We start from the raw sequence: 25,804 nt of genomic DNA, 5'->3' as shown, positions 1-25,804 counted from the left end.
ATGTACGCTAAAATAAATCTGTGAGTGGGTGTGACAGGCGAGGGTTTGAATGAATCGGTCGCCATGCATGGCGACACTCCGCACGGATACTGTTTTATGGGGTCGGTATTGATACCGGCTTGGTGATTATCGTCCGCCAGCCGCATCGATAAAGGTGCCCGTCACGTATGACGCGGCATCGCTCGCTAGCCAGGCAATTGCTGCAGCAATCTCTTCTGCCTGGCCGCCGCGTCCCATTGGCAATGCGCTCGCCAGGCGATCGACCCGACCCGGCTCGCCGCCATCGGCGTGCATGTCGGTATAGATAAGGCCAGGTCGCACGCTGTTGACACGAATGCCTTGCGATGCCACTTCCAGCGACAACCCTTTAGTCAGCGTATCCATCGCCCCTTTTGAGGCGGCGTAATCCACATATTCGCCTGGCGCACCGAGACGTGACGCAGCGGATGACACATTGACGATGGCGCCCCCTTTGCCGCCATGATGCGTGCCCATGCGTTTTACCGCCTCACGACAGCAGATGAACGTGCCGGTGACATTGGTGGCGAACACGCGCTGAATACGTTCGGCATCCAGATCTTCCACCCGACATTGGGTAAACAAAATACCGGCATTATTCAACAGCACTCGCAGCGCGCCCTTTTGCTGATCCAATTCGGCAAACATACGTATGACCTGCGCTTCATCGCCAATATCGGCCTGCAGCGCAAACGCACTACCGCCCTGCGCTTCAATCTCTGCCACCACGCTTGCCGCTTCGGCTGCACGCTGACGATAGTTGATCGCCACGCGATAACCCGCCTGCGCCAGCGATAGTGCGGTTGCGCGTCCAATGCCGCGACTACCGCCGGTAATCAAAGCCAGATCCATTTTTGCCTCCACAAAAAAGGGCCGAACAATCGGCCCTTTCATAAATATCACCCGCTACTTTAGCCTAAATAATTTGAGATACAGCAAGGCGGCAAGTTCATTCATCCCCGGGAGCTTACATCAGTAAGTGACCGGGGTGAATGAGCGCAGCCAACGCCGCTGTGGCGCAAAGTATGATGGCTAAATTATTGGTATTCGCTCATTGGTACACACGAACAGAACACATTGCGATCGCCAAATACATCATCCAGACGTTTCACCGTCGGCCAGTATTTATTGGCGCTACCGGCCGGGAATACGGCCAGCTCACGGGTATACGGATGCGCCCAGTCGCCGACGATTTCTGTCTGCGTGTGCGGTGCGTTCACCAGCGGATTATCTTCCAGCGGCCATTCGCCATCGGCAACGCGATCGATTTCCATGCGAATAGCCAGCATCGCATCGATAAAGCGATCCAGCTCGATTTTGCTTTCCGATTCCGTGGGTTCAACCATCAGCGTTCCCGCAACCGGGAATGACATCGTTGGTGCGTGGAACCCGTAATCGATCAGACGCTTAGCAATATCCAGCTCGCTGATACCGGTCTGCTCTTTCAGCGGACGAATGTCGAGAATACATTCGTGCGCCACGCGGCCATCGCGGCCGGCATACAGAATCGGATAGGCCGATTGCAGACGGCTGGCAATGTAGTTGGCGTTCAGGATCGCCACCGAACTCGCTTGCTTCAGACCTTCTGCGCCCATCATACGGATATACATCCAGCTGATTGGCAGAATCGATGCGCTACCAAACGGTGCGGCAGATACCGCGCCCTGCTGCGTCAGCACGCCATCAATTTGCACCACGCTGTGACCCGGCACGAACGGTGCCAGATGCGCTTTCACACCGATTGGCCCCATACCCGGACCGCCACCGCCGTGCGGGATACAGAAGGTTTTGTGCAGGTTAAGGTGCGATACATCCGCGCCGATATAACCTGGCGTGGTGATACCGACCTGCGCATTCATGTTGGCGCCGTCGAGATACACCTGGCCGCCGTGCTGATGCACGATCTGGCACACCTCGCGAATGGTTTCTTCATAAACGCCGTGTGTTGACGGATAGGTCACCATGATGCACGACAGCTGCTCACCCACCTGCGCGGCTTTCTCACGCAGATCGCCAAGATCGATGTTGCCTTGTTTATCACACGCCACCACCACAACTGACATGCCCGCCATCTGCGCCGATGCCGGATTGGTGCCGTGCGCCGAGCTCGGGATCAGGCAAACATTACGGCCGCCTTCGTTACGACTTTCGTGGTAACGACGAATCGCCAGCAGGCCGGCGTATTCGCCCTGCGCACCTGAGTTGGGCTGCATGCACAGCGCATCGTAGCCGGTCAACTGCACCAGCCATTGCGACAACTGGCCAATCATCTGCAGATAACCCGACGCCTGCTCAGCCGGGCAGAATGGATGCAGTTCGGCAAATTCCGGCCAGGTGATTGGAATCATCTCCGCCGCGGCGTTAAGTTTCATGGTGCACGAACCGAGTGGGATCATCGCCTGGTTCAGCGCCAAATCTTTTTTCTCCAGGCTGTGCATGTAGCGCATCATCTCAGTTTCGCTGTGATGACGGTTGAACACCGGGTGCGTCAGGAAGGCGCTTTCACGCACCTGACCAGCCGGAATCGCACTGTTTTCCGCAGCAACAGCGGCATCCAGCGCATCAATGTCCTGACCGTGCGCATCGCCCAACAGAATGGCGAACAGCGCCAGCACATCTTCACGGGCGGTGGTTTCATCCAGCGTAATGCCAACCGCATTGTGGATATCGCTGCGCAGGTTGACGCCGAAGCTCTGCGCGCGGTTCAGCACCGCCGCTTTATCGGCCACTTCAACCGTCAGCGTATCGAACCAGCTGTTGTGGCGCAGCTTCAGGCCACCGTTTTGCAGGCCCGCGGCCAGAATGCTGGTCAGACGGTGAATACGTGAGGCAATGCGTTTCAGGCCAACCGGACCGTGATACACCGCGTAGAGACCGGCGATATTCGCCAGCAGCACCTGCGATGTACAGATGTTGGAGTTGGCTTTCTCACGACGAATATGTTGCTCGCGGGTTTGCATCGCCATACGCAGCGCGGTGTTCCCGGCGGCATCGCGCGATACACCAATAATGCGACCAGGCATCGAGCGTTTGTGCTCGTCGCGGCTGGCGAAGAACGCGGCGTGTGGTCCGCCGTAACCCATCGGCACGCCGAAACGCTGGGCAGAACCAAAGACGATATCTGCGCCCTGCTTGCCTGGCGCCTCTAGCTGCACCAGCGCCATGAAATCTGCGGCTACGCTCACCACCACTTTGCGGCTTTTCAGCTCGGCAATCAGTGAGCGGTAATCGTGCACTTCACCGTGCGTACCCACCTGTTGCAGCAACACGCCGAACAGATCATCGTGATCCAGCGCCTTGTCAGCACGATCAATAATCAGTTCAAAACCAAAGGTTTCTGCGCGGGTGCGCACCACATCCAGCGTCTGTGGATGGATGTCATCGGCGATGAAGAATTTGGTGGCGGTTTTCAGTTTGCTAACGCGCCTGGCCATCGCCATTGCTTCGGCAGCAGCGGTCGCTTCGTCCAGCAGTGACGCGGAAGCGATGTCCAGACCGGTCAGATCCAGCGTCAGAGTTTGGAAGTTGAGCAGCGCCTCAAGACGGCCCTGCGACACTTCTGGCTGATACGGCGTATACGCGGTGTACCAGCCTGGATTTTCCAGCATATTGCGCAGGATGACGGGCGGCGTGATCACCGCGCTGTAGCCCATGCCGATCCAGGATTTGTAGCGTTGGTTCTGACTGGCAATGGCTTTCAGCTCTGCCAGCGCTTGCTGCTCGGTCGCCGCAATGCCTACTGCAGGCGGGCCTGGCAGTTGGATGTCGGCAGGCACAATAGAACTGATCAATGAGGAGAGCGAACTGGCACCAATCGCTTCCAGCATTAAGGCCTGTTGTTCCGGCGTAGGACCGATGTGGCGCTCAATGAAAGCACCGTTGTGTTCAAGCTGGCTGAGAGTCTGGGTCATTTGCAGTAAATCCTGAATCGGGCTGGGTTACAAAAATGGCGTTAAATCAGGCAGATAAAAAAGAAGGTGACGCAGCGCGCCACCTTCTGCCACTACCGGTTACTCGTCGATTGCGGCTTTATAGGCATCGGCATCCAGCATCGCGTCGAGTTCTGATTCGTCGCTGGCTTTGATGCGGAACAGCCAACCATCGGCGTACGGCGCGCTGTTCACCAGCTCTGGCGAATCGCCCAGATTGTCGTTCACCGCCACAATCTCACCGCTCAGTGGCGCGTAGATGTCTGAAGCCGCTTTCACCGACTCCGCAACGGCGCAGTCATCACCGGCCGCGAAGGTGGCACCGACGTCTGGCAGATCGACAAACACCATATCGCCCAGCAGTTCCTGTGCGTGTTCGGTGATACCCACAGTGAAGGTGCCGTCGGCTTCTTTACGGACCCATTCGTGGCTATCGCGGTATTTCAATTCATTTGGCACATTGCTCATTGGCCATTTCTCCTGAAAAAAAATTACTGGGCAACCGGCTTACCGGCGCGAACAAAAATCGGTTTGGTAACTTTCACGGGCATTTCACGGTTGCGGATTTCCACAATCGCCTGCTCACCAATGCCGGCTGGCACACGCGCCAGCGCGATGCTGTAACCCAGGGTTGGTGAGAAGGAACCACTGGTAATAATACCTTGCTGCGGCTGACCTTGTTGATCGGTGAAGCGCACCGTTAACCCGTTACGCAGCACCCCTTTTTCGGTCATCACCAGGCCAACCAGCTTTTCGGTGCCGTGCTCGCGCTGCGCTTGCAGGGCATCACGGCCAATGAAATCGCGATCGGCAGGTTCCCAACTGATGGTCCAGCCCATATTGGCGGCGAGCGGCGAAACGCCCTCATCCATCTCCTGACCGTACAGGTTCATGCCCGCTTCCAGACGCAGCGTGTCACGCGCACCGAGTCCAGCCGGTTTAACGCCTGCGGCCAACAGCTGCTGCCAGAAAGCGGCGGCTTCAGCCGCTGGCATGGCAATCTCATAACCCGCTTCGCCGGTGTAGCCGGTGGTAGCGATAAACAGGTTTTCGGCCTGCACGCCAAAGAAGGGTTTCATGCCGGCAACGGCATCACGCTGAGCGGCGCTCAACAGCGTTTGTGCTTTCTGCTGCGCGTTTGGACCTTGCACCGCAATCAGCGCCAAATCGTCACGTTCGGTCAGCTCAACGCCAAACGGCTGCGCATGCTGTTTAATCCAGGCTAAATCTTTCTCTCGCGTAGCGGAGTTCACCACCAGACGGAAGAAATCTTCGCTCATAAAGTAAACAATCAAATCATCAATGACGCCAGCAGAGGCATTCAACATGCCGGTATACAGGGCTTTGCCCGGCTGGGTGAGCTTGGCGACATCGTTTGCCAGCAGATAGCGCAGGAATTCGCGGGTACGTGCGCCGTGCAGATCGACGATGGTCATGTGGGAAACATCAAACATGCCGGCATCGTTACGCACCGCGTGATGCTCATCCATTTGCGAGCCGTAATGCAGCGGCATCATCCAACCGTGGAAGTCCACCATGCGTGCACCGCTTGCCTGATGCTGTTCGAATAGAGGCGTTTGCTGAGTCATAACCATCCTGTGAAGACAAGTGAGTGTGACGCGCCTGCGTCGCCTAATGAGGCTGACGCAAACGTTCTCTTTGTGCTGAAGTTATCACCTAATGTGGCAATTAACCATGAGGAAAACGAGGGCGAAACACTACCACCTTTCATCAAATCATCGAACAACGCCCAGCATAAATCACTGCATTATTGTGATTAGCCTCGCACAAAATACGACTAAATTACTTTCATGCAGCAAATTGAGGGAATACACGCCACAGGATTAAGAAATGGTCCGGCATGCGCAGGGCTATGACATGAATTAATCTAATGCGAATTAAGGCGTCAAATTAGAATAAATCAAACGAGGCGCGATCGCGGTGCATCGCTGCATCATTGGGGTGCAGGAAAGAAAAACGGCGCCCAATTGGGCGCCGTCAGCTGAGATGATTAGCGTATCCATCTGGGTAGATCGTTAAGCCCCATCGCCTGTTTCAGCATCAGCGGTTTAACGCCAGGTAAAGTGTCGGCGAGCTTGAGGCCAACATCACGCAGCAGCTTTTTCGCGGGATGGGTGCCGGCAAACAGCTCGCGGAAACCCTGCATCCCCGCCAGCATCATCGCCGCACTGTGCTTGCGGCTGCGCTCATAGCGACGCAGATAGAGATGCTGACCAATGTCTTTGCCTTCCTGATGCAATCGACGAATTTCACCAATTAATTCAGCTGCATCCATAAAGCCAAGATTCACGCCCTGCCCGGCCAGCGGATGGATGGTGTGGGCGGCATCGCCGACCAGCGCCAAACGGTGCGCGGCAAAGTTACGCGCATAACGTGCCGTCAACGGGAAGGTTTTACGTTCACTCTCGACCTGACACAAGCCAAGACGCATATCAAATGCCACCGACAGCTGCTGATTAAATAGCGCTTCCGGCATCGATTGCAGGCGTGCCGCTTCCTGTGGCGCGAGCGACCAGACGATCGAGCATAAGTGTGGATCCTGCATCGGCAGGAACGCCAGAATACCGTCGCCGTGAAACACCTGACGCGCAATCGCATCATGTGGCATATCGGTGCGGATGTTCGCCACCAGCGCGTGATGCTCGTAATCCCAGAAAGTCAGCGGAATATCCGCTTTATCGCGCAGCCACGAATTCGCGCCGTCGGCCGCCACCAGCAAACGTGCGCTCATCATGCTGCCATCCTGCAACGTAATGAAGGCTTCGTTGTCGCCAAACGCTACTTGCTGCAGCTGCGCCGGGGCAAACAGCGTGATATCGCTGCTCTGACTGGCTCGCTGCCACAACGCGCTATGAATCACTTCGTTTTCAATAATATGGCCAAGATGCGATAAACCCTGCTGCTCGTCATCAAAGCTGATTGAGCCAAAGCTGTCCTGATCCCACACTTCCATGCCGTGATAGGCGCTGGCGCGCAGCGCCAGAATGCTCGACCAGACATCGAGCTTTTGCAGCAGACGTTCACTGGCAGCGTTGATGGCGGAGACGCGAATCGACGCATTGGCCGCCGGATCAAACTGTGGCTCGGGTGCTTTTTCCAGCACGGCAACGCGTAAGCCGCTGCCTTGAAGTCCGCAGGCGACGGCCAAACCCACCATGCCGCCTCCGGCAATTGCCACATCAAAAGTTTGCATTGCAGCCCCTTAATTCGTGCTTAACGCTTAACCCAGCCGAGCGTGCGCGCGGCAAGTGGATTTCGTAGCCAAGGCAGATGGTCCATCGCCACCAGCCCAAGATTTCGTCCTGCTACCAACGGCGCATAGCGGTTAGCAAACAGTCGGACTAAACCGTCAGTGACGCCAACAGTGGCGGCACGATCGGGCTGACGTCGCGCGGCAAAATGCTGTAATACCGCGAAACTGCCGGGATCTTGCTGCTGACGATATGCGCCTGCCAGCGTTTCCGCCAGCGACATCACATCACGCAGACCCAGGTTGAAGCCTTGTCCGGCGATTGGATGCAGCGTTTGCGCCGCGTTGCCCACCAGCGCCAGACGATGTGTCACCTGACGTTCAGCGGTTTGCAGCGCAAGCGGATAATGCTCGCGTTGACCGGTATGCGTGAAGCGCCCCAGACGCCAGCCGAATGCGCGCTGCAGTTCTTGCAGGAAGGTCGCATCATCCCACTGCTTAATCGTTGCTTGCGCCTCAAGCGGGTGGCACCACACCAGCGACATGCGGTTGCCGGACATCGGCAACAGCGCCAGCGGGCCGTATTCGGTAAAGCGCTCAAAGGCGCGGCCCTGATGCGGCAACTGCGTCGACACGTTGGCGATAACCGCCAACTGCTGATAATCGTCGCGCTGCCAGGTGATACCGCAGGACGCGCCTAAAGGTGAACGCGAACCGTCGGCGGCCACCAGTAATGCGCCTGCCAGCTGTTCGCCGCTGTTCAACATCACCTGCACATTATCCGCCGTACGCGCTACCGAAGTTACATGATCCGGGCAGCGCAGCGTGACGCCCGGCGCTTTTTGCAGGCGTTGAAACAGCCGCTGGCCGACATCAAACAGTTCAACCACCTGACCGAGCGCAGGCAACTGATGATCTTGCGCTTTAAGCGAAACAAAGCCGGTATGACCGCGATCGGAAACGTGAATATCGGTGATGGGCGTGGCGCAATCGGCCAGCGAGCGCCACAGATCGATATCTGCTAACTGCTGACAGGTGCCAGCAGCCAGGGCAATCGCGCGTCCGTCAAAGCCAGGATGTGCGCGGCTGTCGGGCTGGCTGCGCTCAATCAGGGTAACCGGCAGTTGGCCTTGCGTCAGATGTGAAATCGCCAGCGCCAGAGTCGCACCGGTCATGCCGCCGCCGGCAATCAAAATGCTCATGCGTGACGTGCCGCCGCCATCAAGGCTTCAATCGCGTCAGCGTCTTTGACTACGCTGTCGGTGAGATTTTCGTTGCCGTCGGCGGTGATGACGATGTCATCTTCGATGCGAATGCCAATGCCGCGATATTGTGGCGGTACTTTGGCATCTGGCGCGATATACAAGCCAGGCTCAACCGTCAGCACCATGCCCGGCTCCAGAACGCGGTCGCGGCTTGGCGTGCCATAATGGCCGACATCGTGCACATCCAGCCCCAGCCAGTGACTCAAACCGTGCATGAAGAAAGGACGATGCGCCTGCTCTTCAAACAGCGTATCGATATTGCCATCCAGAATGCCGAGATCGACCAGGCCGGTAATCATAATACGCACCACCTCGTCGTTGACGTCATGGATGCTGATGCCCGGACGGAACATCGACAACGCTTTGTTGAGCGAAGCCAGCACGATGTCGTAGATGGCGCGCTGCGGCTCGCTAAAGGTGCCGTTGACCGGGAAGGTGCGGGTGATATCGCCCGCGTAGCCGTGGAATTCACAGCCTGCGTCAATCAGCACTAAGTCGCCATCGCGCATTTCCGATTCGTTTTCGGTGTAGTGCAGAATACAGCCGTTTTCGCCCGAACCGACAATGGTGTTGTACGAGGGGAAACGCGCGCCATGGCGATTGAATTCGTGATGAATTTCGCCTTCCAGCTGATATTCAAACATGCCCGGACGACAGGCTTGCATCGCTCGCGTGTGCGCCAGCGCGCTGATTTTTCCGGCGCGGCGCAGAATCTCAATCTCTTCTGCGCTTTTGAACAGGCGCATGTCGTGCACCCACGGACGCCAGTCGGTAACTGTGTCGGGCGCGCTAAGGTTTTGACGGAAGCCGCGACGCAGTTTGTCCAGCGCGCTGAACACCAGCTGATCGGCTTCTGCGTATTCGCCCTGCGCGTGGTAAACCACATCCAGGCCGTTAAGCAGTTGATGCAGCTGCTCGCCGAGGTCATCCCACGGCAAAGCGCGATCGACTCCCAGTTTCGCCGGTGCGGCATCCTGGCCAAGGCGGCGACCAAACCAGATTTCGGCCGTCAGGTCACGCACGCGATTGAACAGCACGCTGTGATTGTGCTTATCATCACTTTTGATTAAGACCAGCAGCGCCTGCGGTTCATTAAAACCGGTGAAGTACCAGAAGTCGCTGTTTTGACGAAAGCTGTATTCGGTGTCGTTGCTGCGCGTCACTTCAGGTGCAGCAAAAATTAACGCCGCACTGCCTGGCGCCATGCGGGCAATCAGCGCCTGACGACGTTGTTGAAACGTATCCAAGGTAATCATGTTTGCACTCCCTGTTGAAGACGGGCCACAACGCACCCGCATTGACGCGCTTAATGTAACGTAGGTTTCTGTACTTCTGGTGCCGTTGGCTGATGCGGACGCGTGAAGGTGTCGTGGCACAGCAGAGCGGCAACGCGCACGTACTCAATCACCTCTTCGAGTGACTGCTCCAGCTCTTCCTGATCCTCATCTTCGTCATAGCCAAGTTGTGCGATGGTGCGCAGATCGTCAATCGCTTCGCCAGTTTCGCCGGTCACTTTCTCCAGCTTCGGTTGCGTGACACCCAAACCGAGCAGGAAGTGGTTTACCCAACCGGCCAGCGCATCCGCGCGATCGAATACCGTGATGTCATCGTCTTCCGGCAACATCAGCTGGAACATAAAACCTTCGTCTTCCAGCGTGGTCGCCAGGCTTTCATGCAGCGCCTGCAGCGGCTGAGACAGGCTCTGCGAAAACGCCATGCCTTCGTTGGTGAGATCGTGAACCATGGTTTTCCAGCTGGTATCCTGATTGCCGCCGCACAGAATCCCGGAAAGGAGACCATGCATTTCGGCTGGCGTCATGCCCACGCCCTGCTGTGAAAGGGCCGCGGCCAGCGCGTTGTAACTCGGCGTTGCGTTCTGTAAAGACATAAGCTTTGGTCGTCGTTGGCAGAATAAGTTCGTGTTATGCTACCACCAGGTGCCTCTGGGTTTCCAGAAAAGGGGTTGTAACTTATAACTCGGGTATATATAGTTTCGCACCTCCCAACCCATTGACCGGTAAGGGAGATGCGATCGAAGTAATCAGTTAGGATGGTGGCATGTCTGCACAACCAGTAGATATTCAAATTTTTGGTCGTTCGTTAAGAGTGAATTGCCCGCCTGAACAGCAAGATGCGCTGAATCTGGCCGCAGAGGATCTCAATCAACGGTTGCAAGATTTAAAAGTTCGCACTAGAGTCACCAATACAGAGCAACTGGTGTTCATCGCCGCGTTAAACATCTGCCACGAGTTGGCACAAGAGAAAGGTAAGACGCGCGACTATGCAGCAAACATGGAACAACGTATCCGCATGCTGCAGCAGACCATTGAACAAGCGTTAGTAGAGCAAGGTCGCATAACTGACCGCCAGGGCCCTAATTTTGAATAAAGCTTCATGGTCCTCATGCTATAGTGACGGTGAAGTAAATTTTCTCTGAGATGTTTGCAAGCGGGCCAGTCCCCTGAGCCGATATTTCATACCAACAGAATGTGACGCTCCACAATTTGTGCGCATGCTCGGTTCGTCCGAGAAGCCTAATAGTTGTGACGGCATGTTCACCTTGAACCAAGGGTTCAAGGGTTACAGCCTGCGGCGGCATCTCGGAGATCTCCATTTAGTAGCAAGTCTGTTTCCCCGGTTCGCATGATATAATCGCTTTTAAGAAGCGATTATTCCGGGGATTTAGATATCATGCCAGCGCCCTCCCTTCTCGACCGTCAAGACATCCGTCAGCATGTGCGCCATTTGCGCCGTAATCTCACGTCTGAGCAACAGGAACAAGCCGCCGATCAGTTGGCTGAACACGCCATCAACATTGCACCGATCGCTAATGCCCAACGCATTGCGCTGTTTTTATCTGTCGATGGAGAGATCAACACCCGCCCACTGATCGCCAAACTTTGGCAGCAAAAAAAGCAGGTTTATTTACCGGTGCTTCATCCCTTCTCGCCGGGCAATCTGCTGTTTATCCGTTACTCGCCAGAAACGCCACTCGCGCCAAATAAACTTCACATCCCGGAACCGCCGCTGGATATCACGCAACTGGCCACGTTGGATCAGCTGGATGTGATGCTGGTGCCGCTGGTGGCGTTTGACTATGCTGGCCAACGTTTGGGAATGGGTGGCGGATTCTACGATCGCACGCTGCAAAACTGGCAGCATCATGGTTTTCTTCCGGTGGGCATCGCACATGATTGTCAGCGCGTAGAAGCATTGCCGGTTGCCGCCTGGGATGTGCCGCTCCCCGCGATACTGACGCCATCGAAACTGTGGCAGTGGGAAGCGTGAGCAGGAAAAACAAAGGGCGCCAATGGCGCCCTGTTTAATCAGTACAGCAGACGGGCGCGGATGGTGCCCGGAATCGCCTTCATCGCCTGCAGCGCTTTATCCGCTGCATCCTGCTCAGCATCAATATCGATCACCACGTAGCCCATAATTGGCGTGGTTTGCAGATACTGCGCGGCGATGTTGATGCCCTGCTCGGCAAAAATCTGGTTAATAGCGGTCAGCACCCCCGGACGGTTTTCATGGATGTGCAGCAGACGGCTAGCACTTGCCGCATGCATTGGCAGTGAGACTTCCGGGAAGTTAACCGCAGACAGCGTAGAACCGTTGTCGGAGTATTTCGCCAGCTTGCCAGCCACTTCGATACCGATGTTTTCCTGCGCTTCCTGCGTTGAACCACCAATGTGCGGCGTCAGGATCACGTTATCGAACTCGCACAGCGGTGAGTTAAACGGGTCGCTGTTAGTCGCAGGCTCGACCGGGAAGACGTCGATAGCGGCACCAGACAGATGTTTGTTCGCCAGGGCATCACACAGCGCCGGAATATCGATCACGGTACCGCGCGCGGCGTTGATCAGCAGCGCGCCCGGCTTCATCAGCGCCAGCTCTTCCGCGCCAATCATGTTCTGAGTGGATTGCGTTTCAGGAACGTGCAGGCTGACCACGTCGCTCATGTTGAGCAGATCGGAGAGATGACGCACCTGAGTGGCGTTACCCAGCGGCAGCTTGCTTTCGATATCGTAGAAGAACACATGCATACCGAGGCTTTCTGCCAGTACACCCAGCTGCATGCCGATGTGACCGTAACCGATGATGCCCAGTTTCTTGCCGCGTGCTTCAAACGAACCGTTGGCGACTTTATTCCAGATGCCACGGTGCGCTTTGGCGTTGGCTTCCGGAATGCCACGCAGCATCAGTAGCATTTCGCCAATCACCAGCTCTGCAACAGAACGGGTGTTGGAGAACGGCGCGTTGAACACCGGCACACCGCGTTTCGCCGCTGCACCGAGATCAACCTGGTTGGTACCGATACAGAAGCAGCCGACTGCTACCAGCTTTTCAGCGGCAGCAAAGATCTCTTCAGTCAGTTGGGTACGGGAACGGATACCAATGAAGTGCGCATCGCGGATGGAGGATTTCAGCGACTCCGCATCCAGCGCCCCTTTGTGAAACTCGATGTTGGTGTAGCCTGCTGCACGCAGGTTTTCCAGCGCACTCTGGTGAACGCCTTCCACCAGCAGGAACTTAATCTTGTCTTTTTCCAGTGATACCTTTGCCATTTCCCGACCCTATTCAGAATTCAATGAGGACTACCATAAGGTAGCCTTCTGTCAAAATATCAAAAATTTCGTGCGCAGCAATACAAACGATTGCCTGGGAGCCAGCACGCGCCCACGCGGAGACAGCACAATGCCGTACAAAATCGTGACATCCTTAATGGACGAAGTACGAACTTACTGCTGATGAATCTTTTGTGACATAAGTCACCAAATTTCAGCCTGGTGAGAAAAGATGTTTTGCGGATGGAAATAACCGGCGCATTACGCGCGCCGGACAGATCATTTTACGATGGTTTTCACGCCTTCTGCGGTACCAATCAGTGCGACATCCGCACCACGTCCCGCAAACAGGCCAACGGTCACTACGCCCGGCAGCGCATTGATGGTTTTTTCCAGCTCGATGGGATCGAGAATACGCAGATTATGCACGTCGAGAATAATGTTGCCGTTGTCGGTAATGACGTTCTGGCGATACTCCGGCAAGCCGCCGAGTTTGACCAGTTCACGCGCCACATACGAACGCGCCATCGGAATCACTTCAACCGGCAGCGGGAAACGGCCCAGCACATCAACTTCTTTCGATGCATCGGCAATGCAGACAAATTTCTTCGCCACCGCCGCAACGATTTTCTCACGCGTCAGCGCTGCGCCACCGCCTTTGATCATCTGCATCTGCGGATTGATCTCATCGGCGCCATCAACATACACCGACAGCTCATCAATTTCGTTGAGATCGAAGATGTGAATGCCCAGCGCTTTCAGTTTCTCCGTTGAGGCTTCCGAGCTGGAAACCGCACCTTCAATCTGATTCTTCATGGTGCCGAGTGCATCAATAAAATGCGCTGCTGTCGATCCCGTGCCTACGCCGACAATGGTGCCGGGCTCTACGTACTGCAGGGCTGCCCAACCTACCGCTTTTTTCAGTTCATCCTGGGTCATGGTATGTTTAAAACCTGTGCGACATCGAAGTGCGCGTAGTATAAAACAAGGCGCTGTAAAAAAGCGCGACAGTTAGACAGCCGATTTAACGCTTTGGAAGCCAGCCCGCAAAAATGCGCCGCAGCACAATTTGACAGTTTTATGGCATAGTAATGTCCACCCTGAACGAGAGAGAACAACAATGAAACGCCCGGATTATCGAACGCTTCAGGCGCTGGATGCTGTGATTCGCGAGCGCGGCTTTGAGCGTGCGGCACAAAAACTCTGCATTACCCAATCGGCGGTTTCGCAGCGTATTAAACAGCTGGAAAATTTATTTGGTCAGCCGCTGCTGGTGCGCACCGTGCCGCCGCGTCCGACCGAGCAGGGACAAAAGTTACTGGCGTTGTTGCATCAGGTTGAACTGCTGGAAGAGGAGTGGCTGGGTGATGATAACGGTGGAACCACGCCGCTGTTGCTGTCGCTGGCGGTCAACGCCGACAGCCTGGCCACCTGGCTGCTGCCCGCGCTGAAAGACGTGCTGGCCGATTCCCCAGTGCGCCTGAATTTGCAGGTGGAAGATGAAACCCGCACGCAGGAACGCCTACGTCGCGGTGAAGTGGTCGGCGCGGTGAGTATTCAGCCGCAGCCGCTGCCAAGCTGTCTGGTGGATCAACTGGGTGCGCTCGATTATCTGTTCTGCGCCTCACCTGATTTTGCTGCTCGCTATTTCCCGAACGGCGTAACACGCTCTGCGCTGCTGAAAGCGCCGGCGGTGGCATTTGATCATCTGGACGATATGCATCAGGCGTTTTTACAGCAGAACTTTGACCTGTCGCCGGGCAGCGTGCCTTGCCACATCGTTAACTCGTCAGAAGCCTTTGTGCAGCTGGCGCGTCAGGGTTCGGTGTGCTGTATGATTCCGCATCTGCAGATTGAGCGCGAGTTAGCGCAAGGTGAACTGGTGGATTTGACGCCAGGCCTGTATCAGCGTCGTATGCTGTACTGGCACCGGTTTGCGCCGGAAAGTCGTTTAATGCGCAGCGTGACCGACGCGCTGATTGCGCACGGACATCGCGTGCTGCGTCAGGATGTGTTGCCAGCGTAAAGATCAGGTCGCACTTCATGGCGACCTGATATCAAACCTTACGGCGTGTTTGGTTTGATTTCAAAGACGACATCCACCTGATCGTCAAAGTGAATGCTCTGCTGCTCGTAAGTTTGCTGCGCGGTGGTATCAGCTTGTACTGCGGCGGCCTTATACATGCGCGCCATCGGCATCGGTTGATAGTTCGCCACGTGATAGCGGATGCTGTAAACCGAACCTAATTTAGCGTTAAACCCTTCTGCCAGCGCGTTAGCCTGCTGCGTAGCATTCGCGATGGCCACTTTACGCGCCTTCTCTTTATAGCTGTCCGGATTCGCCACACCTAACTCGACCGAACGAATTTCATTCAGGCCAGATTTTAACGCGCCATCCAACAGCTCGTTGAGTTTGTCCAGCTGGCGCAGTGTTACCTGTACCTGACGCTCGGCACGATAGCCTTTCAGTACCGACTTACCTTCTTTGGTGTAATCGTACTCTGGCTGCGTGCTGAGGTTTGCCGCATCAATATCTTTTTTCTCGATACCGTTCTTTTGCAGGAAATCGAAATATTGCGCCACGCGGTCATCAGCTTGTTTCTTAGCTTCTGCCGCGTCTTTCGACGAAACATTCACCACAATCGCGAGCGTCGCGAGATCTGGCGTGGCATCAACGCTTGCCTGTCCAGAAGTCACCACATGCGGTCCATTCGGCAATTCGCCTGCCTGAACTAAACCGGACAGTGCGCCCGTGCTCATTACGGCGGCCAGCGCCAGTGCTTTCAGTTTCACGAAAGTCCTCCTTGAGGGATTCAATTTGCAGGTCGCCATTATGGCTAAACCCAAAACACATTAACATGTGTGCTTATCTGATTAGTAAACGGCTCAAAAGTTCGAGCAATCTCCTTTTTAACGTAGCCGCGATCGCAAATTTAGCTGTACGGATTCGCCAATAAAACACTTATTCGTTTCTATTAAAGAAACACCTCTGAGTTCGGGAGAGTTGCCAATGACAGAACAGCCACTTAGCCAAACCGTTGCCAGCGCTCGCGCGGGACGCACGCGCTTTCTGATGCTCGGTCTGGTGTTTATTAACATCATTATCAACTATATGGATCGCACTAACCTGTCGGTTGCCGCTACGGCAATGGCTGGCGAATTGCGCTTCTCGCCCATGGAGATGGGATTGATCTTTTCCGCCTTTGGCTGGATCTACGCTGCGCTACAGATTCCCGGCGGCTTCCTCATCGATCGCCTTGGCGCGCGCGTCGTTTATGGCGTCGGTTTATTTGCCTGGTCGCTGATCACCGCGCTGCACGCGCTTGCCAACAGCTTTGGCGCGCTATTTGGTCTGCGGCTCGGCGTCGGTGCTTTTGAAGCGCCGGTGATGCCCTCCAACAACCGGGTGATCTCCAGCTGGTTTCCGGAGCAAGAGCGCGCCAGTGCCATCGGCATTTACTCCTCAGCGCAGTTTGTCGGCCTGGCGTGTATGACGCCGCTGCTGTTTCATCTGCAGGATGCTTTTGGCTGGCGCGGACTGTTTTTGATCACCGGACTTGCGGGGATGATTTGGGCGCTGGTGTGGTATTGGCTCTACCGCGAGCCGAATCAGCATCAAGGCGTGTCAAAAGCTGAGCTCAGCTATTTGCGTGACAACGGTGCGTTGCTGGAGAGTCGACAAAATTCGCAGCAGCCCGTAGCGCGCTGGGGCGATTTGGCGCAGATGTTCCGCAGTCGTAAATTGGTCGGCATCTACATTGGCCAGTTCACCATTTCCGCCACCTTCTGGTTCTTCCTCACCTGGTTCCCGACGTATCTGGTGGAGTATCGCCACATGGGCTTCATCAAGAGCGGCTATGTTGCTTCGGTGCCCTACTTCGCCGCCTTCTGTGGCGTGCTGCTGGCCGGATTTGCCTCAGATCGCATGATACGTCGCGGTATCTCCGCCAGCGTGGCGCGCAAGCTACCGGTGATTCTCGGCCTGTTCCTGACGCTGTTTATCCTTGGCGCCAATTACACCAACAATTCCACGCTGATTATTCTGTTTATGTCGCTGGCGTTTTTCGGCAACGGCCTGGCGACCATTACCTGGGTGTTTGTCACGGCGTTGGCGCCGCGCCACTTGATTGGTCTGGCGGGCGGCGTATTTAACTTTACCGGTGCGCTGTCATCCATCGTGGTGCCGATTGCCATTGGTGCGTTAATCGACGGCGATAACTTCGCGCCAGCCCTGGCATTTATCGCCGTGCTGGCCGCGATTGGCATCTGCAGTTACCTGTTTATTGTCGGGAAAATCGATCATGTTAGCGCGGGGTGAACACGGTTTGCGCCAGCGATTGCAACTGTTGCAGGCGCTGCGCGAGGTGCGCCTCATCGTCCTGCCAGATTTTGGCGAACGCCAATGCCGCGCGATTGTGATCAATCGGCTGCGCCATGCTGATTTCGCCATCATCGCGGTGCCAGATCAGGTAACCCTCAGCACGCTTACGCGCCAGCAGCGGCGCGATTTGCAGCCACTGTTCTTCGCTAAAACGCGGGCGCAGCGCCTCGTCACTTTCCGCCGCCAGCAACGACACGCCAATCACCGATTGCCATGCGGGCAGCATGCGGAAACCGGCCAGCGCCTGGCTGGCGTTGATGCGTTCACCGGGTTCCGAGTGCCAGATATAGATCACCTGATCCTCCCACAGCACGCCCAGCGCCACCACGATATCCCGCGGCGCGTGGCGTTCCAGCTGCGGCAACGCCTGCGCGAACAGCGAAGATCCGCGAATCGCCTGTGCCGCCAGCGCGTGAATACCGGGGCCAGGCAGATAGCGTCGATGCTCATCCTGCGTCGTCAGTCCAATCGACGCCATGGTCATCAGCAATCGATTCACACGCGTGCTGTTCATCCCCATCTGGCGCGCCAGTTCACGGCAACCCACGGCCTTATCACTGGACACCAGATATTGCAGACAGCGAATACCGTCAATCAGGCTTTGGTTCGGTTGAGAAGACATAGATCACCTGCGGCGGGCAAACTCCAATCTTAGCCTTAGAGTCAGAGGAATGAAATGATGCAGACTTTCTCTACGCAAAATGAGCGCCACTTTCCGCAACAACGACTACAAGCGGAGTTACTGATCGTCGGCGGTGGACTGGCGGGCGTGTGTGCCGCGCTGGCCGCCGCACGCGATGGCCTTGATGTGGTGCTGATTCAGGATCGCCCGGTGCTGGGCGGCAACGCTTCCAGCGAAGTGCGCTTGTGGGCCAACGGTGCGACCTCACACATGGGCAATAACAATCGTTGGGCGCGCGAAGGCGGCATCATGGGCGAGATCATGGAGGAGAACCTGTGGCGCAATAAAGAGGGCAATCCGGTACTGTTCGATATGGTGCTGCTGGACATCGTACAGGCGCAGCCCGGCGTGACTTTGCTGCTCAATACGGTGGTGACCGATATCGAAAAATCTGGCCGCCGTTTGCTGTCAGTGCAGGCGTTCAATGCCATTAATCAAACGCGTTATCAGGTTTCGGCTACACAATTTATCGATGCCAGCGGCGATGGCGTATTGGGCTATCTGGCCGGTGCAGCGCATCGCGTGGGCGCGGAATCCGTGGAGGAGTTTGGCGAGAAGATGGCGCCGGGCGAGAATTTCGGCCATAAGCTCGGACATTCGATTTACTTCTACACCAAGCGCACGGCACAACCGGTACGCTTCGTTGCGCCCTCTTTCGCACTAAAAGAGATCACCGCCATTCCGCGCTATAAACGGCTGAGTTCAGAGCTGAACGGCTGCGATTTATGGTGGCTGGAGTGGGGCGGACGGCTCGATACCGTGCATGAGAGCGAAACCATCAAGTGGGAACTGTGGAAAATTGTCTGGGGCGTGTGGGATTACATCAAAAACTCCGGTGAATTTCCCGATGCCGATAACCTCACCATCGAATGGGTGGGCCTGATTCCCGGCAAGCGCGAGAGCCGGCGTTTTCTCGGCGAGACGATGCTGTGCCAGCAGGACATCATCGAACAACGCGATCACTATGATGCAGTGGCGTATGGTGGCTGGTCGATTGATCTGCATCCGGCCGACGGCGTCTACAGCGAACACGATGGCTGTCGTCAGTTCCACAGCAAAGGGACTTACACCATTCCCTTCCGCGCGCTCTACAGCCAGTCGCTGGACAATCTGCTGCTCACCGGCCGATTGATCTCCGCTACGCACGTCGCCTTTGGCAGCGCACGCGTCATGTGCACCTGCGGCGTGCTGGGCGAAGTGGTGGGCCGCGCGGCGGCGCTGTGCCAGCAACAGCAGATCACGCCCGCCGAACTGGCGCAGCCTGAGCGCGTTGGGCAGCTGCAGCAGCATCTGCTGCGTCAGGGTGCGTTTATCCCGCGACATCCGTTGGCCAACCCAGCGCGCCAGGCGCATGTCACGGTGAGCAGCACCTTAGAGTTGCGCGCCCTGCCCGCCGATGCCGGTTGGCAGCCGCTGCAATCTCGCTGTGCGTTGCTGCTGCCGCTCAAAGCGGGCGAACGCTTGCCGGCAATCAGCGTGCAGCTGCGCGCCGCCAACGCGCAGAAATTACAGGTATCGCTGCTCACCAGCGCTAATCCGGCCAATACCTGCGGCGACTGCCAACTGAGCACGCAAAGTATCACGGTTACTGAGCAAGGCACTTATCGACTGAGCTTTGATTATCGCGCCGATTGCGATCGCTATCTGTTTATCGCCTTTGAGGAGAACGCTGCGATTGAGGTTGCATTAACCAGCCAGCGTTTGCCGGGCGTGATGATGGTGTTCAACAGTCTCAATCCGCGCGTGGCGAAACGCACACGCCAGATTAACGATGGCGATTACGGCGTTGATGAGTTTGATTTCTGGCTGCCGCGCCGGGCTCCACAGCAAATCCTGCTGGCCTTTGCGCTGGAAACGCCGCTGCAGCTTTGGCACCGCGACTATCTGCTCAACGGCAAGCTGCGGCCGGAACAGCACACTAACTGCTGGGTGCCGGCGCAGGATGACACGCATCCCAACGTCAGCTGGCATTGGAATGAACCGCAGCAGGCGAAACACATTACCTTGCTGTTTGACAACGACTTCGACCATGCGATGGAAACGGTGCAAATGGGCCACGCGCTGGCTGTGACGCCGCACTGCACCACGCATTATCGCGTATGGCTGGATGAGATGCTTTTGGCAGACGTGACGGAAAATCATCACTCGCTGTGTCATCACTTGGTACCAGAAGGCGTGAGTTTTAGCCAGATTCGACTTGAGTTGCTCGCCAGTGCGGGCGCGCTGCCCGCACTGTACGGATTACATCTGCATTAGAGTGCAGCAATGCCCTGACGCGCCAGCTGAATGGCGATAAACCACATCACGCCGCCGACCAGCAAATTGATAATGCGCTGCGCCCGCACGGTGCGCAGCCGCGGCGACAGCCACGCGGCCAGCAGCGCCAGGCCGAAGAACCAAATAATTGAGGCACTCACGGTGCCAAATGCAAACCAACGACGCGCGTCTTCAGACGGAAGCTGGCTACCGAGGCTGCCGAGCACCACAAAGGTGTCGAGATAGACGTGCGGATTGAGCCAGGTCACCGCCAGAATAGTAGCGATGATGCGCCAGCGACCTTGCTTTATCTCCGCATCAGATGCCAGCGACACATCACCTTGCCATGCAGCGCGCAGCGCGCCCCAACCGTACCACAGCAAAAACGCCACGCCCGCCCAAGTGATCAGCATCAGTAAGAGAGGCGATTGATTCAGCAACGCGCTGCCGCCAAAAATCCCACCACAGATCAGCGCAATATCGCTAAGGGTACACAGCGATGCGGTCATCAGGTGGTAATGGCGCTTAATGCCCTGATTCATCACAAAAGCATTTTGCGGGCCTAACGGCAAAATCAGCGCAGCACCAAGGGCAAGCCCTTGTAAATAAACAGATAACACGGAAATAACCTTAATAACTGGGGAGATGCGATGCAGTATAGTGACGCGACGATATTAGAGGAAATTGAAATATTTAATAGGCTATTAGCATGAGTAATAAAAAAGGCACCCGCAGGTGCCCTTCTCTATTATTCGCTGTGTGCAGGCTGTTGTTGCTCGCTCTTCACCTGATGCAGATGCACATCCATCTGCGGGTAAGGAATACCGATGCCGTTCGCGTCCAGCGTACGTTTGAAGTTCTTCATCAGATCCCAATAGACGTTTTGCAGATCGCTGCTTTTACTCCAGCAACGCACCACAAAGTTGAGCGATGAAGCCGCCAGTTCATTTAGGCCGATCTGTACGCCGAGGTCTTGCAGTACGCGCTCGTCCGCATCAACCACTTCACGCAACAGGCTAATAACCTGATCGACATCCGCATCGTAAGCCACACCAATAATGAACTCGTTGCGACGGATCGGTTCACGTGAATAGTTAACGATATTGCCGGCGATAATTTTACCGTTGGGTACCACCACGATTTTGCCATCAGCGCTTTTCAGCGTAGTGGAGAAAATCTGCACGTTCTGTACGGTACCCATCACGCCGCCGAGATCGACAAACTCACCGGTTTTGAACGGGCGGAAGGTCACCAACAGCACGCCAGCAGCCAGGTTGGACAGCGAACCTTGCAGCGCCAAACCCACAGCCAAGCCAGCAGCACCCAGCACGGCAATCACAGAGGCGGTTTGTACGCCAACGCGTCCCAGTGCAGCAATGACGGTAAAAGCGATAATTCCGTAGCGCACCATTGCAGAAAGGAAATCTGCCACAGTGGCATCAATATGACGCGCCAGCAGAACGCGGTTAATCGCATTGGAGACGATGCGCGCAATGAACATACCAATGATGATGGTAATAATGGCCGCCACAATATTGACCGCATAGCTCAGGATCAACGCCTGATTACGTATCAGCCATCCACCAGCACTATTAATGCCATCAACGACATGTAAATCTTCCATTTGTTAGCCCTGTTGTTGAGTTTCCCGCGGGAAATTGCCAAAAACTGCCAGATTGACTCCGACACTCCGAATACAAGGGTAAACAAAAATAAGGCGAAGCGCCAAAAATGGCCTGAATTCGTGGGGTTTTCTGGATGAGACGCATAAAAAAAGGCCCTTGCGGGCCTTTTTTATACTGTACGGAAAAATTACAGTACGTCGACAGCGTTAAGCTCTTTGAAAGCCTGCTCCAGGCGAGTCACCATGGAAGCCTGTGCTGAGCGCAGCCATACGCGTGGATCATAGTATTTCTTGTTCGGGCTATCCACGCCTTTAGGGTTGCCCAATTGGCCTTGCAGATATGCTTCGTTTTCTTTGTAGAACTTCAAAATACCGTCCCATGTTGCCCACTGGGTATCGGTATCGATGTTCATTTTAATTACGCCGTAACCAATTGATTCTTTGATTTCTTCTGGAGATGAACCAGAACCGCCGTGGAACACGAAGTCGAGCGCGTTATGCGGCAAGTTGTGTTTTTTAGTCACGTATTCCTGAGAATCACGCAGGATAGTTGGCGTCAGTTTCACGTTGCCTGGCTTGTACACGCCGTGCACGTTACCGAATGAAGCAGCGATGGTGAAACGTGGGCTGATTTTGCTCAGCTCGGTGTAAGCGTAATCAACGTCTGCTGGCTGAGTGTACAGCGCAGAAGCGTCCATGTGGCTGTTGTCCACGCCGTCTTCTTCGCCACCGGTACAACCCAGTTCGATTTCCAGGGTCATATCCAGTTTGGCCATGCGCGCCAGATACTTAGAGGAGATCTCGATGTTCTCCTCCAGTGACTCTTCAGACAGGTCGATCATGTGAGAAGAGAACAGCGGCTTACCGGTTTTCTTGAAGTGCTCTTCACCCGCGTCCAGCAGACCGTCGATCCACGGCAGCAGTTTCTTGGCGCAGTGGTCGGTATGCAGGATTACTGGCACGCCGTACTGTTCAGCCATCAGATGCACATGGTATGCACCCGCGATAGCGCCGAAGATAGCCGCGCCCTGCGGCTTGTCGGTTTTGAAACCTTTACCGGCGATGAAGGCAGCACCACCATTGGAGAACTGAACGATGACCGGCGCTTTCACTTTGGCCGCAGCTTCCAATACCGCGTTAATAGAATCCGTGCCGACGCAGTTAACTGCTGGCAGAGCGAATTTGTTCTCTTTCGCTACCTGGAAAATTTTCTGAACGTCGTCACCAGTGACAACGCCGGGTTTTACGAAATCAAAAATTTTAGACATGTTTGTGTCCCGTTTCGTTACCGTTCATCCCCGAAGGGATTGCGATTTGTGTGCCCCATAAAGGGCTAGCCTTCAGGCGACGCCCAAGCGTCGCCCCCAAAGAGTTACTGCTTCGCGCGCTCTTCCAGCATAGCAACTGCTGGCAGTTTTTTACCTTCCACGAACTCGAGGAATGCGCCGCCGCCGGTTGAGATGTAAGAGATCTTATCTTCGATACCGAACAGATCGATTGCAGCCAGCGTATCGCCGCCGCCTGCCACTGAGAATGCATCGCTATCGGCGATTGCATTTGCCACGATTTCGGTACCTTTACGGAAGTTCGGGAACTCGAACACGCCAACCGGACCGTTCCACAGAATGGTTTTCGCGCCTTTCAGAATCGCGGCCATCGCCTGTGCGGTTTCGTCGCCGAAGTCCATAATCTCTTCGTTATCCGCCACTTCGGAAACCTTTTTCACGGTTGCCGGGGCAGTTTCAGAGAATTCCGTGCCTACGCGAGAATCAGTAGGAACCGGGATACCAAACTGATCACGCAGACCTTTTGCCGCTTCGACGAAGTCTGGCTCGTACAGTGATTTACCGACGTTGTTATCGATAGCCACGAAGGTATTCGCGATACCGCCGCCGACAATCACGGTGTCAGCAATCTTCACCAGCGACTGCAGCACATCAAATTTGGTCGACACTTTAGAACCGCCAACCACAGCAACCAGCGGACGCTCTGGATTACTCATCACTTTGCCCAGCGCTTCCAGCTCAGCTGACAGCAGCGGACCGGCACATGCGATTGGGGCAAATTTGCCCACGCCGTGGGTAGAAGCCTGTGCGCGGTGCGCGGTACCGAAGGCATCCATCACGAACACGTCGCACAGTGCGGCATATTTCTTCGACAGCCCTTCTTCGTCTTTTTTCTCGCCTTTGTTAAAGCGCACGTTTTCCAGCACAACCAATTCACCCGCGCCGACTTCAACGCCGTCGAGGTAATCTTTTGCCAGGGTAACGTTGGTGCCGTTCAGTTTATCTTTCAGGTAGTTAACAACCGGCAGCAGGGAAAACTCTTCGTTGTATTCACCTTCGGTCGGACGCCCCAGGTGAGAGGTAACCATCACTTTCGCGCCCTGTTTCAACGCCGCTTCGATGGTAGGCAGAGAAGCACGAATACGTGCATCTGACGTCACTTTCCCTTCTTTCACTGGCACGTTGAGATCGGCACGGATCAGAACGCGTTTACCAGCAAGATCCAGATCGGTCATCTTAATTACAGACATGGTGAACCCTCTCGTTGATTCTCATAAGTTTTGCCAGACGCAGTCCGCGTCTTACCTGAAACCGCTTGCGGCCATTGCTAACGTGGTGTCGATCATGCGGTTAGCAAAGCCCCATTCGTTGTCACACCAAACCAGCGTTTTGATAAGGTGATGACCACTGACCCGCGTTTGCGTGCCATCGACTATGGCACTGTGCGGATCATGGTTAAAATCTATTGAGACTAACGGTAATTCCGTATAGTCAACTATACCACGAAACGCCCCTTCTGACGCGTTTTGCAGCAACGCGTTGACCTCACACGCCTTCACCGCTTCGCGCACCGACACGCTCAGATCAATGGCTGTCACGTTGATGGTGGGCACGCGCACGGCAATCGCCTCAAAGCGATCGTTAAATTTCGGAAAAATACGGGTAATGCCAGCAGCGAGACGCGTATCTACCGGAATGATCGATTGGCTGGCGGCGCGGGTACGACGCAGATCGCTGTGATAGGCGTCGATCACCTGCTGATCGTGCATTGCCGAGTGAATGGTGGTCACGGTGCCCGACTCAATGCCAAAGGCGTCATCCAGCAACTTGATCACCGGAATAATGCAGTTGGTGGTGCAGGATGCGTTGGAGACAATGCGGTCAGTTTGTTTAAGAGCTTGTTCGTTAACACCGAATACGACTGTGGCATCGAGATCGTTGCCGCCCGGATGCGAGAACAACACTTTCTTCGCGCCCGCCGCCAAATGGGCTTCGCCATCAGCGCGGCTACCGTACACGCCGGTACAATCCAGCACGATATCCACATTCAGTTCGCGCCACGGCAGCACATCAATTTCAGCCTGATGCAGGATGCGAATGGTGTCGTCGCCAACAAACAGTTGATCGCGCTCCTGGCGCACATCAAAGGCAAAACGTCCATGGCTGGTGTCGTACTTAAGCAGATGCGCCATACCGGCGGCGTCTGCCAACTCGTTAATGGCAACCACGGTGATCTCAGCCCGGCGACCGGTTTCATACAGGGCACGCAACACATTACGCCCGATACGACCAAAACCATTTATTGCTACGCGAACGGTCATCTCTACCTTCAACCACACCCGAAAAAACGTGCCGATTAGCCTGAGCGTTTCACACCGTTTTGTACAGGGAATTATTGCTTACCCGCACGAGTGAGATGCACGATTTTATTCACAACTGAAACGGTTCAGCTAGAGTAATGCAAGAGAGGAATAACGGGAATGATTGCGATCAAGTGAGTGGCTGAATATTGGATCTACGTCACAAATTTTGCACTGGCGGATTATTACTGCAGGAATAATTGAACCGTTTCAGGTTAGATACGCCT

The 25,804-nt window shown here is 55.4% G+C and carries 22 protein-coding genes and 1 other RNA gene; 6 read left to right on the top strand and 17 right to left on the bottom strand.

Features of this window, described 5'->3' with window-relative positions:
• Positions 1–126: 126 nt before the first annotated feature.
• From Q3H59_RS04210 to Q3H59_RS04175, 8 genes are all read right to left on the bottom strand, one after another.
• Positions 127–870 (bottom strand): SDR family oxidoreductase, encoded by a 744-nt coding sequence (locus Q3H59_RS04210; RefSeq protein WP_309833424.1) that lies wholly within the window; start codon positions 868–870, stop codon positions 127–129.
• Positions 871–1,055: 185 nt separating this feature from the next.
• On the bottom strand, positions 1,056–3,929 hold the full coding sequence (gcvP, locus tag Q3H59_RS04205) for an aminomethyl-transferring glycine dehydrogenase (protein ID WP_210082042.1): 2,874 nt from the start codon (positions 3,927–3,929) through the stop codon (positions 1,056–1,058).
• 99 nt (positions 3,930–4,028) lie between these two features.
• Positions 4,029–4,415: a glycine cleavage system protein GcvH gene (gene gcvH / locus Q3H59_RS04200; protein WP_110867991.1), complete on the bottom strand. Its 387-nt coding sequence runs from the start codon at positions 4,413–4,415 to the stop codon at positions 4,029–4,031.
• 23 nt (positions 4,416–4,438) lie between these two features.
• Positions 4,439–5,536 carry a glycine cleavage system aminomethyltransferase GcvT gene (gene gcvT / locus Q3H59_RS04195; protein ID WP_309833421.1) on the bottom strand — a complete coding sequence of 366 codons (1,098 nt, stop codon included), beginning with the start codon at positions 5,534–5,536 and terminating at the stop codon, positions 4,439–4,441.
• A gap of 422 nt (positions 5,537–5,958) precedes the next feature.
• Positions 5,959–7,161: an FAD-dependent 2-octaprenylphenol hydroxylase gene (gene ubiI / locus Q3H59_RS04190; RefSeq protein ID WP_101761951.1), complete on the bottom strand. Its 1,203-nt coding sequence runs from the start codon at positions 7,159–7,161 to the stop codon at positions 5,959–5,961.
• A gap of 20 nt (positions 7,162–7,181) precedes the next feature.
• Positions 7,182–8,360 (bottom strand): 2-octaprenyl-6-methoxyphenyl hydroxylase, encoded by a 1,179-nt coding sequence (gene ubiH / locus Q3H59_RS04185; protein ID WP_277974051.1) that lies wholly within the window; start codon positions 8,358–8,360, stop codon positions 7,182–7,184.
• Entirely contained in the window at positions 8,357–9,679 is a 1,323-nt protein-coding gene (gene pepP / locus Q3H59_RS04180; RefSeq protein WP_192412048.1) for a Xaa-Pro aminopeptidase, read from the bottom strand. Before pepP ends, ubiH begins: the two co-directional genes overlap by 4 nt.
• 50 nt (positions 9,680–9,729) lie before the next feature.
• Entirely contained in the window at positions 9,730–10,311 is a 582-nt protein-coding gene (locus tag Q3H59_RS04175) for a YecA family protein (protein WP_101761948.1), read from the bottom strand.
• Between the two features lie 170 nt (positions 10,312–10,481).
• Here Q3H59_RS04175 and zapA point away from each other — a divergent pair, with 170 nt between their 5' ends.
• From zapA to Q3H59_RS04160, 3 genes are all read left to right on the top strand, one after another.
• Positions 10,482–10,811 carry a cell division protein ZapA gene (gene zapA / locus Q3H59_RS04170; protein WP_007890288.1) on the top strand — a complete coding sequence of 110 codons (330 nt, stop codon included), beginning with the start codon at positions 10,482–10,484 and terminating at the stop codon, positions 10,809–10,811.
• Positions 10,812–10,850: 39 nt separating this feature from the next.
• Positions 10,851–11,034: non-coding RNA, 6S RNA (ssrS, locus tag Q3H59_RS04165), on the top strand.
• An 80-nt stretch (positions 11,035–11,114) separates the two neighbouring features.
• On the top strand, positions 11,115–11,711 hold the full coding sequence (locus tag Q3H59_RS04160) for a 5-formyltetrahydrofolate cyclo-ligase (RefSeq protein WP_309833415.1): 597 nt from the start codon (positions 11,115–11,117) through the stop codon (positions 11,709–11,711).
• Between the two features lie 38 nt (positions 11,712–11,749).
• Here Q3H59_RS04160 and serA read toward each other — a convergent pair whose 3' ends face one another.
• Positions 11,750–12,988, bottom strand: a complete 1,239-nt coding sequence (gene serA / locus Q3H59_RS04155) for a phosphoglycerate dehydrogenase (protein WP_137386397.1) — start codon at positions 12,986–12,988, stop codon at positions 11,750–11,752.
• Positions 12,989–13,267: 279 nt separating this feature from the next.
• Positions 13,268–13,927 carry a ribose-5-phosphate isomerase RpiA gene (rpiA, locus tag Q3H59_RS04150; RefSeq protein ID WP_137386398.1) on the bottom strand — a complete coding sequence of 220 codons (660 nt, stop codon included), beginning with the start codon at positions 13,925–13,927 and terminating at the stop codon, positions 13,268–13,270.
• Positions 13,928–14,108: 181 nt separating this feature from the next.
• Here rpiA and Q3H59_RS04145 point away from each other — a divergent pair, with 181 nt between their 5' ends.
• Complete coding sequence (locus Q3H59_RS04145; RefSeq protein WP_007890292.1) at positions 14,109–15,014, top strand: LysR family transcriptional regulator ArgP; 906 nt, start codon at positions 14,109–14,111, stop codon at positions 15,012–15,014.
• Positions 15,015–15,052: 38 nt separating this feature from the next.
• On the opposite strand, the gene Q3H59_RS04140 is transcribed toward Q3H59_RS04145, so the two are convergent.
• Positions 15,053–15,781 carry an oxidative stress defense protein gene (locus Q3H59_RS04140; RefSeq protein ID WP_101761944.1) on the bottom strand — a complete coding sequence of 243 codons (729 nt, stop codon included), beginning with the start codon at positions 15,779–15,781 and terminating at the stop codon, positions 15,053–15,055.
• Positions 15,782–15,998: 217 nt separating this feature from the next.
• On the opposite strand from Q3H59_RS04140, the gene Q3H59_RS04135 reads away from it, so the two are divergent.
• Positions 15,999–17,306 (top strand): MFS transporter, encoded by a 1,308-nt coding sequence (locus Q3H59_RS04135; protein ID WP_309833410.1) that lies wholly within the window; start codon positions 15,999–16,001, stop codon positions 17,304–17,306.
• On the opposite strand, the gene Q3H59_RS04130 is transcribed toward Q3H59_RS04135, so the two are convergent.
• Positions 17,293–17,991: a transcriptional regulator gene (locus Q3H59_RS04130; protein ID WP_101761942.1), complete on the bottom strand. Its 699-nt coding sequence runs from the start codon at positions 17,989–17,991 to the stop codon at positions 17,293–17,295. The genes Q3H59_RS04135 and Q3H59_RS04130 overlap by 14 nt on opposite strands.
• A 57-nt stretch (positions 17,992–18,048) precedes the next feature.
• On the opposite strand from Q3H59_RS04130, the gene Q3H59_RS04125 reads away from it, so the two are divergent.
• Positions 18,049–20,307 carry an FAD-dependent oxidoreductase gene (locus Q3H59_RS04125; protein ID WP_405042191.1) on the top strand — a complete coding sequence of 753 codons (2,259 nt, stop codon included), beginning with the start codon at positions 18,049–18,051 and terminating at the stop codon, positions 20,305–20,307.
• Here the strand turns inward: Q3H59_RS04125 and argO are convergent.
• From argO to epd, 5 genes are all read right to left on the bottom strand, one after another.
• The gene (argO, locus tag Q3H59_RS04120) at positions 20,304–20,927 is read right to left on the bottom strand and encodes an arginine exporter ArgO (RefSeq protein WP_110868000.1); all 624 of its coding nucleotides are present in this window, start codon (positions 20,925–20,927) and stop codon (positions 20,304–20,306) included. The genes Q3H59_RS04125 and argO overlap by 4 nt on opposite strands.
• A 128-nt stretch (positions 20,928–21,055) precedes the next feature.
• Positions 21,056–21,931 (bottom strand): small-conductance mechanosensitive channel MscS, encoded by an 876-nt coding sequence (mscS, locus tag Q3H59_RS04115; RefSeq protein ID WP_309833406.1) that lies wholly within the window; start codon positions 21,929–21,931, stop codon positions 21,056–21,058.
• Between the two features lie 188 nt (positions 21,932–22,119).
• Positions 22,120–23,199: a class II fructose-bisphosphate aldolase gene (gene fbaA, locus Q3H59_RS04110; protein ID WP_309833404.1), complete on the bottom strand. Its 1,080-nt coding sequence runs from the start codon at positions 23,197–23,199 to the stop codon at positions 22,120–22,122.
• A gap of 104 nt (positions 23,200–23,303) precedes the next feature.
• Positions 23,304–24,467: a phosphoglycerate kinase gene (pgk, locus tag Q3H59_RS04105; protein WP_101761937.1), complete on the bottom strand. Its 1,164-nt coding sequence runs from the start codon at positions 24,465–24,467 to the stop codon at positions 23,304–23,306.
• A gap of 51 nt (positions 24,468–24,518) precedes the next feature.
• Positions 24,519–25,538, bottom strand: a complete 1,020-nt coding sequence (epd, locus tag Q3H59_RS04100) for an erythrose-4-phosphate dehydrogenase (RefSeq protein WP_137386403.1) — start codon at positions 25,536–25,538, stop codon at positions 24,519–24,521.
• Positions 25,539–25,804: the final 266 nt, after the last annotated feature.

Source organism: Pantoea sp. SORGH_AS_0659 (assembly GCF_031453915.1).
Classification (GTDB): Bacteria; Pseudomonadota; Gammaproteobacteria; order Enterobacterales; family Enterobacteriaceae; genus Pantoea; species Pantoea leporis.
Note: the sequence above shows the minus strand (reverse complement) of the source record. Positions and strands in the feature narration are given on the sequence as shown.